The 14,236-nt window shown below is 76.2% G+C and carries 11 protein-coding genes and 1 tRNA gene; 11 read left to right on the top strand and 1 reads right to left on the bottom strand.

The genetic code is table 11. The features are described 5' to 3' along the window. Positions 1-109: 109 nt before the first annotated feature. From SXIN_RS05245 to SXIN_RS05210, 8 genes are all read left to right on the top strand, one after another. Complete coding sequence (locus SXIN_RS05245) at positions 110-1,201, top strand: inositol-3-phosphate synthase (protein ID WP_095757936.1); 1,092 nt, start codon at positions 110-112, stop codon at positions 1,199-1,201. Between the two features lie 842 nt (positions 1,202-2,043). Continuing rightward, the gene (locus SXIN_RS05240; RefSeq protein ID WP_238153933.1) at positions 2,044-3,108 is read left to right on the top strand and encodes an SCO3242 family prenyltransferase; all 1,065 of its coding nucleotides are present in this window, start codon (positions 2,044-2,046) and stop codon (positions 3,106-3,108) included. 437 nt (positions 3,109-3,545) lie between these two features. Further along, positions 3,546-4,454, top strand: a complete 909-nt coding sequence (locus SXIN_RS05235) for a sugar phosphate isomerase/epimerase family protein (RefSeq protein WP_420341038.1) — start codon at positions 3,546-3,548, stop codon at positions 4,452-4,454. A 554-nt stretch (positions 4,455-5,008) separates the two neighbouring features. Further along, the gene (locus SXIN_RS31965) at positions 5,009-5,776 is read left to right on the top strand and encodes an EboA domain-containing protein (protein WP_238153932.1); all 768 of its coding nucleotides are present in this window, start codon (positions 5,009-5,011) and stop codon (positions 5,774-5,776) included. 7 nt (positions 5,777-5,783) lie between these two features. Then, positions 5,784-6,641: a TatD family hydrolase gene (locus tag SXIN_RS05225; protein WP_019710893.1), complete on the top strand. Its 858-nt coding sequence runs from the start codon at positions 5,784-5,786 to the stop codon at positions 6,639-6,641. Positions 6,642-6,644: 3 nt separating this feature from the next. After that, complete coding sequence (gene eboE, locus SXIN_RS05220; protein WP_019710892.1) at positions 6,645-7,901, top strand: metabolite traffic protein EboE; 1,257 nt, start codon at positions 6,645-6,647, stop codon at positions 7,899-7,901. 68 nt (positions 7,902-7,969) lie between these two features. Beyond that, on the top strand, positions 7,970-9,349 hold the full coding sequence (locus SXIN_RS05215; protein WP_039823283.1) for an alkaline phosphatase family protein: 1,380 nt from the start codon (positions 7,970-7,972) through the stop codon (positions 9,347-9,349). Between the two features lie 76 nt (positions 9,350-9,425). Continuing rightward, entirely contained in the window at positions 9,426-10,469 is a 1,044-nt protein-coding gene (locus SXIN_RS05210) for a sugar phosphate isomerase/epimerase family protein (protein WP_095756644.1), read from the top strand. 111 nt (positions 10,470-10,580) lie between these two features. Here SXIN_RS05210 and SXIN_RS05205 read toward each other — a convergent pair whose 3' ends face one another. Next, positions 10,581-11,675, bottom strand: coding sequence for an alpha/beta hydrolase (locus tag SXIN_RS05205; protein WP_238153679.1), 1,095 nt, complete (start codon positions 11,673-11,675; stop codon positions 10,581-10,583). 490 nt (positions 11,676-12,165) lie between these two features. Between SXIN_RS05205 and SXIN_RS05200 the strand changes: the two genes are divergently transcribed. The 3 genes from SXIN_RS05200 to SXIN_RS05190 all read left to right on the top strand — a co-directional run bounded on the left by SXIN_RS05200 (position 12,166) and on the right by SXIN_RS05190 (position 14,025). Further along, a tRNA-Leu gene (locus tag SXIN_RS05200) sits at positions 12,166-12,253 on the top strand. Between the two features lie 376 nt (positions 12,254-12,629). Continuing rightward, positions 12,630-13,454, top strand: coding sequence for a YndJ family protein (locus SXIN_RS05195; RefSeq protein WP_095757933.1), 825 nt, complete (start codon positions 12,630-12,632; stop codon positions 13,452-13,454). 328 nt (positions 13,455-13,782) lie between these two features. Beyond that, on the top strand, positions 13,783-14,025 hold the full coding sequence (locus SXIN_RS05190) for a hypothetical protein (protein ID WP_019710889.1): 243 nt from the start codon (positions 13,783-13,785) through the stop codon (positions 14,023-14,025). Positions 14,026-14,236 lie beyond the last annotated feature (211 nt).

The following is a 14,236-nucleotide window of genomic DNA, read 5'->3' as shown; positions in this document are numbered from 1 at the left end:
CCCGGCGGCGGGCGGCGGCGCGTCCACTCGGTCACCGGGGGAGCGGCGCACACCGCACCCGCACGCCGGTTCGGGCCGGGGCCACGGCTCGCACCGGCCCCGTACCGGTGTGTGGCTGATCGGGGCGCGGGGGTCCGTCGCCACCACGACCGTCGCCGGCGCCGCCGCGCTCGCCGCCGGACTGCACCCGCCGACCGGCATGGTCACCGAGACCCCGCCCTTCGCCCGCAGCGGCCTCCCCCCGCTCGACAGCCTGGTGTTCGGCGGGCACGACACCCACGCCTCCCCCCTCCCGAAACGGGCCGAGGCGCTCGCCGAGGGCGGTGTGCTGCCGCACGGCCTGCCCGCCGCCGTCCGCGCCGAACTCGCCGCCGCCGACGCGGCGATCCGCCCCGGCGGCCCGCAGCCCGGCGACACCCGGAGCGACGAGGAGCTGATCGCGGACTTCGCCGCCGACCTCACCGCGTTCGTCCGGGAGCACGGCCTCGCCCGCGCCGTCGTCGTCAACGTCGCCTCCACCGAGCCCGCGCCCGGCCCCGGCGACGACCGGCTGCCGCCCAGCTCCCTCTACGCCGCCGCCGCACTGCGCGCCGGCTGCCCGTACGTCAACTTCACACCGTCCACGGGGCTGCACCACCCGGCCCTGGCCGGGCTCGCGGCCGCGTCCGGACTGCCGTACGCGGGCCGGGACGGCAAGACCGGCCAGACCCTGCTCCGTTCCGTCCTGGCGCCGATGTTCCTGCGGCGCGCCCTGACCGTACGGGCCTGGTCCGGCAGCAATCTGCTCGGCGGCGGCGACGGCGCGGCCCTGGCCGACCCGGCCGCCGCGGCCGCCAAGAACGCGGGCAAGGAACGGGTCCTGGCCGACACGCTCGGCACGGTGCCCGAGGGCGAGGTGCACATCGACGACGTACCGGCGCTCGGCGACTGGAAGACCGCCTGGGACCACATCGCCTTCGACGGCTTCCTCGGCTCCCGGATGATCCTCCAGACCATCTGGCAGGGCTGTGACTCGGCGCTGGCCGCCCCGCTCGTCCTCGACCTGGCCCGGCTCGCGGCCGCCGCGCACGCCGCCGGGATGTCCGGCCCGGTGCCCGGCCTCGGCTTCTACTTCAAGGACCCGGACGAGGGCCCGTCCGGCCTCTCCGAGCAGTGGCGTGACCTGCTGACCCTCGCCGAGCGGCTGGGGGCGGACGGATGACGGCACCCGGCAGCTTCCCGGGGCGCGCCAACGGCCGCGCCCCGGCGGGCCGCACCCCGCACATGACGGAACTGAGCAGACCCGCGGACGGGTTCGGCCACCCGGACCGGCCCACCGCCCCGGGCCGGCCGGAGCCGGGTCCGACCCCGGAGCCGGGCCCCGCACCGGAACCGGGCCCCGCACCGGAGCCAGGGCAGGGAGCGGACTCCGGCCCGGCCGAGGGCGAGGGCGGACGGGACGTCGCGGGCCGGGCACCGGCCCCAGAGGATTCCGGCACCGCCGGGAGTGGCCCCGGCGAGCCCTCCGGGCACCGGGCCCAGGTGGACGGTCCCGGCCGGCGGCCCGGGGAGGCGGCCGGAGGACCGACCGGTGCCCCTCCACCGGCCTCCCCCGCACCCGGGATGGGGAAGGACGAGACGGGTGCCGCCGGACACCCGGGACCCTCAGGACCCGGCGACGCCGTGGACGTCGAGTCCGCCGGCGGCCGCGGGACGGCTCCGGACCGTTCCGTGAACGGCCGCGGCGGCCCGTCCCCGGCTCCCGAGGACGGTGCGGCACACGGGCAGGACCGGCAAGGCCACGCTCCGCCCGGGCAGGGTTCCCCCGAGCGCGAGGCCGGCGGAACCGGCTCCTCCGCGGACGGTGCCGTACGGGCCGCGGCCGGTGGTGGCGCAGCCGCGGCGGGCACCGGCACCGCCGACGCCCCGGCGACGGGATCGGCGCCCGCAGGGGCATCGGACGCCGCCTCACCGAGCCCGAACCGGGACCCGAACGAGGACCGGAACCGGCCGGCGGACCGGCACGGGCACGGCAGCCCGGACCGGGGCCGGGCCTGGGCCGAACTGCTGCGCGTCCCAGCGGTGTTCAGCGTTCCCGGGGACGCCCTCGCGGGTGCGGCGGCCGCCGGGCACCGCGCGAACCGGGGCACCGCCCTGGCCGTCTGCGCCTCCCTCTGCCTCTACGAGGCGGGCATGGCGCTCAACGACTGGGCCGACCGCGCCCTCGACGCCGGGGAACGCCCGCACCGCCCGATCCCGTCCGGCCGGATCGCGCCCGGGGCCGCCCTGGGAGCGGCGGCCGGACTGACGGCGGCGGGGCTGGGCCTCGCCGCGGCGGCGGGCCGCCCGGCCCTGGCCACCGCCACCACCCTGGCGGGCACCGTGTGGGCCTACGACCTGTGGCTGAAGAACACCCCGGCGGGACCGGCCGCCATGGCCGCGGCCCGGGGCCTGGACCTGCTCCTCGGCACCGCCGCCACGGCCACGGCAGCCGCCCGTACCGAGGCCGCCGCCCCGCGCCCGTCCCGTGGACGGCTGCTCCCCGCGCGCGCCCGGACCGGAAGACCGGGGACAGGGCCGGGGCCGGGGACGGGGAGCGGTGCCGCGCGGGAGGCGCGCCGTGCGCTGCCCTCCGCCGCGCTCCTCGCCGCGCACACCTACGGCGTCACCCTCGTCTCCCGGCGCGAGACGACGGGCGGTTCGACGGCGCTGCCGCTCGCCGCACTGGCCGCCGTGGGCGGTATCGCCCGCTCCGCCGGACGCAACCCCGTGCCGGACAAGGCGAGTTGGCCCGATCCGCCGCGCCGTCGGGGCTCCCGAGCCGTCCGCCCAACCCCGCCGCCCGCGCGCCGCCGGACCGCGGCCCGTACCGCGCCGGGCGGTGACCGCCCGGCGGCCGGTGCCGCGTTCGCCGCCCTGTACGGCGCCACGGCCGCGCGCCCGCTCCTCCACGCCGCGCTGAACCCCTCGCCGCACTTCTACCAGCGGGCCGTGGGCGGCGGCATCCGCGCCATGATCCCGCTCCAGGCGTCGCTCGCGGCCCGCGCGGGGCGGACCGGAACCGCCACCGCCCTGCTCGCACTGGTGCCGCTCGCCCGTCGGCTGTCCCGGAAAGTGAGCCCCACGTGACCCCCACGCCCGCCCCGCCCGCACACCACCCCGGGACCGGCCGAACCGACGGGAGTCCGGGGGCCTCCGGGGCCGGCCGGGCCGGTGGGGATGCGGAGGCCGCCGGGGCCGGCAGGGCGGGACAAGCTGCCGCGACCGGCCGAGCTGCCGGGAACGCCGGGGCCGACCGAACCGACCGAGCCGGTGCGGCCGGTGGAGCCCCCGTTCCCCGCCGGTCCACCGGATCCTCCGGAGACCCCCGTGACCCCCGTGACCCCCGAGACCCCCGAGACCCCGGAGTCACCAGGGCCGCGGGGGCGCGGAACCCGGCCGCCGCGGACGAATCGGCACCGCGCTTCGCCTACGGCACCAACGGCCTCACCGACCTCCGTCTCGACGACGCCCTCGGGCTCCTCGCCGACCTCGGCTACCAGGGCGTCGGGCTGACGCTCGACCACATGCACCTCGACCCGCTCGCGCCCGATCTGGCCGCCCGCACCCGCCGGGTGGCACACCGACTCGACCGCCTGGGCCTGTCCGTCACCGTCGAGACCGGTGCCCGGTACGTCCTCGACCCGCGCCGCAAGCACCACCCCACCCTGCTGGACCCGGACCCCGAGGCGCGGGGCGCCCGTATCGCCCTGTTGCTCAAGGCGGTCCGGGCCGGGGCGGACCTCGGCGCACACGCCGTGCACTGCTTCAGCGGCGTCGTGCCGCCGGGGGTGTCCGAGGACACTGCCTGGCAGCGCCTCGCCGAGTCGATGGCCCCGGTCGTGGACGCCGCCGCGGCCGCCGGAACCCCGCTCGCCGTCGAGCCCGAACCCGGCCATCTCCTCCGCGACATCGCCGGCTTCCACCGGCTGCGCACGGCACTCGGCGCCCCGGACGCGCTCGGCATCACCCTCGACCTCGGCCACTGCCAGTGCCTCGAACCGGAGCCGCCCGCCGCCTGCGTACGGGCGGTCGCGCCCTGGCTGCGGCACGTCCAGATCGAGGACATGCGGCGCGGGGTCCACGAGCATCTCCCCTTCGGGGAGGGCGAGATCGACTTCCCGCCGGTGCTCGCGGCGCTGCGCGCGGTGGGGTACGGAGGGCTGGTCGGCGTGGAACTGCCCCGCGACTCCCACCGGGGCCCCGAACTCGCCCGAGCCTCCTACGACTTCCTCGTACGGGCGGACGCCGAGGCCCGGGCACGCTACGCCGTCCCGGCGGACACCGCCCCCGCCACCCCTGCGGACCGGGCCGCCGGGCCCGCCCGCCGCGCCCCGCACCCGGCCGGCCGCATCCCCGGGCGGAACGCGGGACCGCGGTCGTTCCCCGGCCGCCCCTCCCGGCTCTCCGGCTCCGCGACAGGAGGAGGACGCTGATGCCATCCGGCTCCACCCCGGGCCGTCCCACCGCGGCCGAGACGGCAACCGAAGCCGCACCCGAAACCGGCGCCGGAACGGAAACCGGCGCAGCAGCGGCGACCGGGACCAGCCACTCCGGCGCCACCGACTCGCCCGTCACCAACTCCGGTGACGGCGCACCCGGTTCCGTCGGCCCAGGCGCCGCCGACCCCGGTGACGCCCACGCCGCTTCCGGTGCCCCAGGGCCCGCGAACCACGGATCAGCGGACGGATCCGCCGACCCCGGATCAGCCGACCCCGCACCCGCCAACCCCGGGTCGGCCGACGCCGAATCCGCCTCCCCTGACCTTGCCGAGCTGCGCGAGCGTCTCCGCACCCGCCTGTCCGCCCCGGCACGGGAATGGCTGGACGCGGCTCTCGCGGTGGCGGAGGCGGCGGCGGAAGCCGCCGTCGCCGGACGTGCCCCCGCGCAGCCGGCGCCGGGTTCCGCGGCCGGAGAGGCCCAGCCGCCACCGGCCCGGAAGACCCGGCTCCCGGCCTGGGAACTCCGGTTCGCCGCCGCCGGACGCCACATCGGCCGCGATCCCGGCGCCCGCGCGCGTCCCGGACCGGCCCCGGCCTCCGGCCCGGGCGCACGCACCGACTCCGCCGGCCGCCCCGACTCCGATACCCGGCCCGGTCCGGCCGCCGCCCCCGCCGCCCCCGCCGGCCCCACCGGCCCCGCCGGCCTCACCGGCCCGTCCGGAGCAGCCGGCCTTGCCGGCCTCACCGACCCCACCGACACCGCCCGTGTCCTCCTCCTCCGCGCCGCCCGCGCCACCCCCGGCACGCTCGACCGCCTCTACCACCAGGGCACCGCCGCCGAGCGCCGTGCCGTCCTGCTGGCTCTGCCGTACCTCCCGGGCATCGGGCCCGAGGCCGTCCCCCTGATCGAGGACGCGCTCCGGGCGAACGACACCCGGCTGGTCGCCGCCGCCGTCGGCCCCTACGCGGTGCGGCACCTCGCCTCGCACGCCTGGCGGCACGCCGTACTGAAGTGCCTGTTCACCGAGGTGCCGGTCGCCGCCGTCGCCGGTCTCGCGGACCGGGCCCGCGGCGATGCCGAGCTGGCCCGGATGCTCACCGACTACGCCCGCGAGCGCACCGCGGCCGGCCGCCCCGTCCCTCCGGACCTGCACCACGTCCTGGCCCTGACGGCAGAGGAGACGGGGACGGAGCCGGAGCCGGGGACGGAGCCAGAGCAGGCCGCGGCCGAACCGCCCGTCACCGGCCCTCCCGCCACGGAGCCGGCCGCGACCGAGCCGTCCCGCACGGAGCCCGCCGCGACAGAGGAGCCCTGACCCAGCGATGCGTATCTTCGACCCGCACATCCATATGACCTCGCGCACCACCGCCGACTACGAGGCCATGTACGCGGCGGGCGTCCGCGCCGTCGTCGAGCCGTCGTTCTGGCTCGGCCAGCCCCGCACCGCACCCGCCAGCTTCTTCGACTATTTCGACGCGCTCCTCGGCTGGGAGCCGTTCCGCGCCGCCCAGTACGGCATCGCGCACCACTGCACGATCGCCCTCAACCCGAAGGAGGCGAACGACCCGCGCTGCGCCCCCGTCCTGGACGAGCTGCCGCGCTATCTCGTCAAGGACTCGGTCGTCGCCGTCGGGGAGATCGGCTACGACTCGATGACGCCCGCGGAGGACGCCGCCCTGGAGGCGCAGCTCCAGCTGGCCGCCGACCACGAACTGCCCGCCCTGGTCCACACCCCGCACCGCGACAAGGCCGCCGGCCTGCGCCGCACCCTCGACGCCGTCCGCCGCTCGGACCTGGACCCCGGACTCGTCCTGCTCGACCACCTCAACGAGACGACCGTCGACGAGGCCCGCGACAGCGGCTGCTGGCTCGGCTTCTCCCTCTACCCCGACACCAAGATGGACCCCGCCCGCATGGTCCGGATCCTCCGCTCCCACGGCACCGAACGCATGCTCGTCAACTCCGCCGCCGACTGGGGCCGCAGCGACCCGCTGACGACCCGGCAGGCCGGCGACGCGATGCTCGCCGCCGGATTCACCGAGGACGAGGTCGACCAGGTCCTGTGGCGCAACCCCGTGGCCTTCTACGGACAGAGCGGCCGGCTCGACACGGCCGCCCCCGGCCCGGCCGCGGGCGCCGCCACCCACGAGGGCAACTCCATACTCCGGGGAGGCTCCTGACCCGTGCGCTTCCGGCATCCCGACGGCTCGACCGTCCACCTCGCGTACTGCACCAACGTCCACCCGGCGGAAACCCTCGACGGCGTGCTCCGCCAGCTCCGCGAGCACTGCGAACCCGTACGCCGCCGCCTCGGCCGGGACCGGCTCGGGATCGGCCTCTGGCTGGCCCGCGACGCCGCCCGCGCGCTCGTCGCCGACCCGGCCGCGCTGCGCACCCTCCGCTCCGAGCTCGACCGCCGCGGCCTGGAAGTCGTCACCCTCAACGGTTTCCCGTACGCGGGCTTCGGCGCCGAGCGGGTCAAGTACCGCGTGTACCGCCCCGACTGGACGGAGCCGGAACGCCTCGGCCACACCACCGACCTCGCCCGCCTCCTCGCCGGGCTGCTCCCCGACGACGAGCCCGAGGGCACCATCTCCACCCTGCCCCTCGCCTGGCGCACCCCCTACAACGCCGCCTCGGAGCGCACCGCCCGACGGGCCCTCACCCTGCTCGCCCAGCGGCTCGACGCCCTCCAGGACCTCACCGGCACCTCCATCCGCATCGGCCTCGAACCGGAACCCGGCTGCACCGTCGCCACCACCGCCGACGCGGTCGCCGCCCTCAGCGGCCGGGGGCGCCCGCCGTCCCACCGCATCGGCGTCTGCGTGGACACCTGCCACCTCGCCACCGAGTTCGAGGAACCGGGCCCGGCCCTGGACGCGCTCAGCGGGGCCGGCATCCCCGTCGTCAAGGCCCAGCTGTCGGCGGCGCTGCACGCCGAGAACCCCGGCCGGGAGGACGTACGGGCGGCCCTCGCCGCCTTCGCCGAACCGCGCTTCCTCCACCAGACCCGCACTCGCACCCGGGCGGGGGAGGTCACCGGCACCGACGACCTGGACGAGGCCCTGGGCCTGCCCGCCGAACCGCCCGCCCGGAGCTGCGGAGCCGGCGGCACAGCCCCGGCCCTCCCCGCCCCCGCTCTCCCCGCCCCCGCTCTCCCCACCACCGGTCCCTGGCGGGTTCACCTCCACGTCCCCCTGCACGCCGCACCGCTGCCCCCGCTGACCTCGACCCTCCCCGTCCTCCGCGACACCCTCACCCGGCTCGTCGGCGGCCCGGCGCCCCTCACCCGCCACCTGGAGGTGGAGACCTACAGCTGGCAGGCCCTGCCGCCCGAGCTGCGCCCCCGTTCCCGGGCCCGGCTCGCCGAGGGCATCGCCGCCGAACTCTGCCTCGTCCGCGACCTGCTGACCGACCTCGGCCTCAAGGAGCTGCCGTGACCCCCGCCGGTACCCCGGGCTCCGCCCGCAGCACCCCCGACGACGCGGGCCGCCTCGCCCCCCGCCGCCTGCTCGTCCTCGACGTCGTCGGCCTCACCCCCCGGCTGCTCGCCCATATGCCCAACCTCCGCGAGCTGGCCGAGACCGGCGACCGCGCGCCCCTGAGGACCGTCCTCCCGGCGGTCACCTGCGCCGCGCAGTCGACGTTCCTGACCGGTGCCCCGCCCGCCGAGCACGGCATCGTCGGCAACGGCTGGTACTTCCGCGAACAGGGCGAGGTGCTGCTGTGGCGGCAGCACAACGGTCTCGTCGGCGGCGACAAGCTCTGGGACGCGGCCCGCCGCGCGCACCCCGGCTACACCGTCACCAACGTCTGCTGGTGGTACGCGATGGGCGCCGACACCGACATCACCGTCACCCCGCGCCCCGTCTACTACGCCGACGGCCGCAAGGAACCGGACTGCTACACCCGCCCCACCGGTCTCCGCGACGAACTCACCGAAAAATTCGGGACGTTCCCGCTCTTCCACTTCTGGGGCCCCGGCGCCGACCTCACCTCCAGCCGGTGGATCATCGACGCCACCCGCCATCTCATGCGCACCCGCCCCACCGACCTCACCCTCTGCTACCTCCCGCACCTCGACTACGACCTCCAGCGGTACGGCCCCGACGACCCCCGCTCGCACGCCGCCGCCACCGCCCTCGACACCGCCCTCGTCCCGCTCCTCGACGAGGCCCGGGCCGCCGGGGCGACGATCGTCGCGCTGTCCGAGTACGGCATCACCCGCGTCAGCCGCACCGTCGACATCAACCGCGCCCTGCGCCGCGCCGGCCTGCTGGAGGTGCACACCCAGGACGGCATGGAGTACCTCGACCCCTGGACCTCCCGCGCCTTCGCCGTGGCCGACCACCAGCTCGCGCACGTCTACATCCGCCGCCCCGGGGACCCGGGGGAGACGGCCGCCGTCCGCGAAGCCCTCACCGGCCTCCCCGGCATCGCCGAACTCCTGGACGACGAGGGCAAGAAGGCCCACGGCCTGGACCACCCGCGCTCCGGCGAACTGGTCGCCGTCGCCGAACCCGACGCCTGGTTCACCTACTACTACTGGCTGGACGACGCCCGCGCCCCCGACTTCGCCCGCCTCGTGGAGATCCACCGCAAACCCGGCTACGACCCGGCCGAGCTGTTCATGGACCCGGAGGACCCCTACGTGCGGCTGCGCGCCGGGGCCGCGCTGGCCCGCAAGAAGCTGGGGATGCGCTACCGGATGGCCGTCGTCCCCCTCGATCCGTCACCGGTGCGCGGCAGCCACGGCCGCCTGCCGGACCGGGAGGAGGACGGCCCGGTGCTGATCTGCTCCCGCCCGGGCGCCCTCCGCGCCAACGGCGGTCCCGTCGAGGCCACCGCCGTCAAACCCCTCCTCCTCCGCCTGGCCGGCCTGACCTGACCGGACCGCCCCGCGACGGCGCCCCGACCCGGCACCGCGCCCCTCGCCCCACCCTCATCCCGACAGGAGCGTCACCGTGAAGAACGACTCCGAACTCGCCCAGCGCCTCCGCCGCCGCGGATTCCTCGGCGTCGCCGCCGGCACCACCGCCGCCCTGCTCGGCACGGCGGGCGCCGGAACAGCCCGCGCCGCGGAGACCGGCACCCCCGCCGGAGCCTCCGCCCGCGGCGGCCGCGGCAGGCCGCTGCTGCCGCCCGGCCGGCTCGGTGTGCAGCTCTACAGCCTCCGCGACCAGGTCTCCACCGCCGGCTTCGCCCGCGTCTTCGCGGAACTGAAGGAGTACGGCTACGACGAGATCGAGTTCGCCGGCTACACCCAGGGCACGGCGGGCCCCATCACCCTCCCCGAACTCCGCCGCCTCGTCCGCGACAGCGGCCTCCGGGCCGTCGGCAGCCACGTCGGCTACTACTCCGACGACCCCGCCGCGTACACCTTCGCCACCAGCCTCGACCGGGTCCTGGACGACGCCGCCGAGCTGGGTCTGAAGCACATCGGCACGGCCAGCGGGCCCTTCCGCTACGGCGACACGGTCGACGCCTGGAAGCGCGCCGCCGAGGACTTCAACACCTACGGCGCCGCGGCCAGGGAGCGCGGCATCACCTTCTACCAGCACAACCACGCCGAGGAGTTCTCCTTCGCGAGCGACCGCCCCGACGTCCGCCTCTACGACGTGCTGCTCGCCGAGACCGACCCCCACCTGGTCTCCCTCGAGATGGACATCTACTGGGCCTACTGCGCCCAGTTCCGCTTCAGCGTCCGCCCCGACGGCACCCCCGCGCCGTTCGACCCGATCGACTACGTCCTGAAGCAGCCGCACCGCTATCCGCTCTTCCACGTCAAGGACGGCGAACACGACCCGTCCACCCGCGACGGCTACCGCATGACGGACGTCGGCGACGGCGACATCGACTACCAGCGCTTCATCGGCGGCGTCGAACGCCTCTCGCGCCACCGCTCGCACCACTGGATCGCCGAACACGACAACCCGGCCGACTCCCTCTCCTTCGCCCGCCGCTCGGCGGAGCACCTGCGCTCGCTGCGCGCGAAACGGGAGTGCTGAGGCCGGCCGCCCCCGCCCGCCGCCGCCCGGCCCGCCGCCCCGCTTGTCGTAGCTGCCCCGCCCACCGGTCCGGACGGTCCGCCGGGCGGGGCGGCGGCGGGCACCCCGTGGTCACCGGCCGCGCAGTGCTCCGAGCAGCATCGGCAGCGTGGCGTACAACTCCCGTTCCCAGTAGGCCGGGGCGTGCGTACCGCGGAAGAAGTGCGTGCTGACCCGCATCCCCTCCTGCTGGAGCCGGTACGCCACCGCCCGGGACTCGTCGCCCATGATCGACTCGGTCAGGGAGATCACCTCCCGGGGAAAGAGCCGGGCCAGCTCCTCGAATCCGGGGATCTCCTCGTCCGGTTCGACGTCCGGCGGGTCGAGACGGCCCGGAGTCCCGTCACCGGCGGCGATGTGGACCCGGACGCCCCTGAGCCGCCGGGCCAGGTGGTACGGGTCGTTGGCCTCCCAGATGTGCCGCTGCCGCACCGGGTCGCCCCAGATCCGCCGCCACTCGATACCCAGGTACTCCGCCCCGCACACGACCGCCGCCGGATACATCGGCGGATGCAGGAACCCGCTGTAACTCGCCGTGGCGCGGAACATCCCCGGGTGGCGCGCCGCGTACTTCACGGCCCCGTACCCGCCCTGCGACTCCCCGGCCACGGCACACCGCCCGCCGGCCCCGTAGTCCCGCTCCAGCAGCGGCCGCAGCTCCCGCAGATGGAAGGACTCCACGGCCGGGGGTCCGCCGGCGCCGCCGTTCCACCAGTCGGTGTAGAAGCCGTAGAAGGGCATCGACGGCATCACGACGAGCACCTTCCGCACGGAGGGCTCGTGCTGGAGGCCGTAGTCGTCGGTGAAGGCCAGATGCTCCGCGTTGCCGCCGGGCAGCAGCCACAGCACGGGCCAGCGGTCCCGGGGGCGGCGCTCGTCCCACCCGTCGGGGACGAGCAGCCGCACCTCGGCGGTGCCGCCCAGGGCGGGAGAGCGGACGGTCAGATCGACGATCCTCTGCCCGGCCCGCCGCTCCCGGACGACCCGCGCGCCGCCGGAGGAAGCGGATCCCGGGGCGGAGCCCGCAGCGAGATCCGGACGGGCGGCCGGACGGGCGTCGGCCCGTGCGGACCCGGCGGCGCCGAGCAGCGGCGGCACGGCCAGACCGGACACGGCGGCCGCGGCGGCCGTGCGGAGGATGCGGCGGCGGGGCGGTGACGAGGACACGGGCGTCTCCGTTCGGAAGAGAGCTGGATGGCCGGTCCTCATGCTCGGCGGACCGCCGCCCCACCGGCACCGGGACACCCCGGACATCCACCCCGGGATGCCTCCGTCGGCCCCCCTCGGGGAACTCCGCGGCGGGCCGGGCCCGGGCTGGGTCCGCAGCCGCACGACAGCGAGCCGCCGGCCGGCCGGGGGCCGGGCTGAGCGCAGCGCCCCCGCCGGCCGCCCCGGTACCCGTGAACGGCGCAGGGCGGCCGTACCTCGGAGCATCCGCTCATCGCACAGAGTGATGGACGGGGCACACCGCGACCGGCTGGCCCCGTGGCCCCGACCGCAGGTCCGGGCCCGGTCACTCCCCGTCATAGCGACAGGTCACCACAGGCGCGAGGGCCCTCCGACGGCCCTTCGCCCGCTCGGCATACGAAGGTGAAACACACCCGGAACCCCTGGTATCGTTGGTGTCGTCGCCGCGGGAAACCGAGGCGCTCACCTTGTCCGGGTGGCGGAATGGCAGACGCGCTAGCTTGAGGTGCTAGTGCCCTTTATCGGGCGTGGGGGTTCAAGTCCCCCCTCGGACACCAGTACCACGGAGACCCCGGTCGATCCGGGGTCTTTCCGTTTCTCCGGCTGTGGCGACCGACCATGTGGCCAACCGGCACACAGAGCCGCGGTCAGGCGCCCGGCTCGGAGTGCAGGCTGCGGCCGACAGGCCGGGGCGGACGAGGTTCACCAGCTCGGGTGTCATGGCATCGAGGAGTTCCCCCCGTGCAGGGGAGCAGAGCCGAGCGCTCCGGCGGTCGGGAGCACTCCGGGCCGGCGCGGGCCGACGGGACCTGAGCCGACGGAAGTTGAGGACCCGGAGGGCCGGGCACTGTGGCGGCCCCCGGGGGAACGGCGGCCCGACGAGGTCTAGGCTCGGTGTCAGTCGGCTGCTGTGGGGGCTCGGCCATGACCGCTCTGACCGTGCTGGTGAACCTCGTCGTCATGCTGGGCATGTTCGCCGTCGTGCCCATGGGGCTGGCACTCGTCGGCGGCCCCGAACCGGCCCGGGCACGCCCGTGGTGGCTGCTGGGCGCCGTCCCCGGGGCGGTGTCCCTGTGGCTGCCGCGCGGTGCCCTCGCCACCGCGCTGGCCGTGCTGTACGCGCTGGCCACCGTCGCCCTCGCCGCGCAGGCTCCGCTCCGGCTGGCCCGCACCCGGTCCCTGGCGCCCGCCGAGGTCGCCGTCCTGACCGCACTGGCGGCGCCGTCCGTCGCCGGGGTGGCGCTGGTCGCCGAACGCGCGGGGTACGAGCTGTTCGGCTTCGAACTGGAAATCCTGGCGCTGACCGTGCCGCACTTCCACTTCGCCGGGTTCGCCGCCGCGCTGGTCGCCGGCCTGGTCTGCCGGACCGACGGCGGCCGCGCGGCCCGGGCCGCCGCATGGAGCGTGCCCGTCGGCACCCTGCTCGTCCTCGTCGGCTACTTCCTCGGCGACTGGGCCGAACTGCTCGGAGCCGCCGTGCTCACCGCCGGGATGTGGCTCGTGGGTTACGCGGTCTGGCGCGGCCCACGGGCCGGCAGCGCCGACCGCACGACCCGTGTGCTGCTCACCGTCTCGGCGGCGGTGCTCGTCGCGACCATGGCACTCGCCCTGAGCTGGGCCCTGGGCGAGGCCACCGGCCTTCCCCACCTCTCCCTGACCTGGACGGCCGCCACCCACGGCGTGGGCAACGCCCTGGGTTTCGCCCTGTGTTCTCTGCTCGCCTGGCGCCGCCTGACGGGCTCCGCCACCGGACGGTGACCGGGGCCGGTCCGGTCGCCGGCCCGGGGGATGGCACCCCCTGGTTCCGCCCGGCCGGTGCCGTGCGTCAGGGAGGACGGGAACACGCACCATCCCGCCCCTCTTCCTCCTCCGGACAACCGCGCGGGCCGCCGTCGTCACCGGCGGAACACGCGGCACCGGCCGGGTGTTGTCCAACGAGCAGACGTGGTGGGCGAGAAGGAGCTCGCCGCACCGCAGCGGTCACGACCGACGAACCGAGTTTGACCGGCGCCAGTACCTCCGGCGTCGGGCGGGCCCACCACCACTGTTCGGAACGCGAGTTCCCTCACTCCCCAGGAGACCGTCCTTGTCGTTATCCAAGGCCGTCACGGCTCACGCCGACGCGTTCTACGCAGGCATCCGGACGGCGCTCGACAACGGCTGGGTCACGGAGTCCGCCCCGGTCGACGAACAACCCGAGCAGTGCACCGCACGCCGGGGGTACGAAGGGAAGGGACGGATCTGGGAGGGGCTTCCCGGCAACCCCGACGCCGCCCGTTCGATGAAGTACGCCGATCTCGACGGCGACGGCCGGGACGACATCGTGTAAATCTCTCCCACCGGCGCCGCGACCACCTGGCTCAACCGGGATGCCGGAGGAAAGATCACCTGGGTCTACCACGGGGAGATCCCACGGGCACGGGACTGGGCCCGACCGGGTCTTCTTCGCCGACCTCGACAACGACCAACGCGACGACTACATCGTCATCCGGCCGGACAACGCCACCGGCGCAAGGGGACGGGTGGGCAGGGGAGTTGTT

The organism is Streptomyces xinghaiensis S187 (assembly GCF_000220705.2).
Taxonomy (GTDB): Bacteria; Actinomycetota; Actinomycetes; order Streptomycetales; family Streptomycetaceae; genus Streptomyces; species Streptomyces xinghaiensis.
The sequence above is the reverse complement of the archived record's forward strand: the minus strand, read 5'-3'. Positions and strand labels throughout refer to the sequence as shown.

What these genes read in the sequence shown, in the direction of transcription:
- SXIN_RS05235 (WP_420341038.1), top strand. Translation starts at nt 3,546, where the DNA reads ATGCACCTCGACCCGCTCGCGCCCGATCTGGCCGCCCGCACCCGCCGG.
- SXIN_RS05225 (WP_019710893.1), top strand. Translation starts at nt 5,784, where the DNA reads ATGCGTATCTTCGACCCGCACATCCATATGACCTCGCGCACCACCGCC.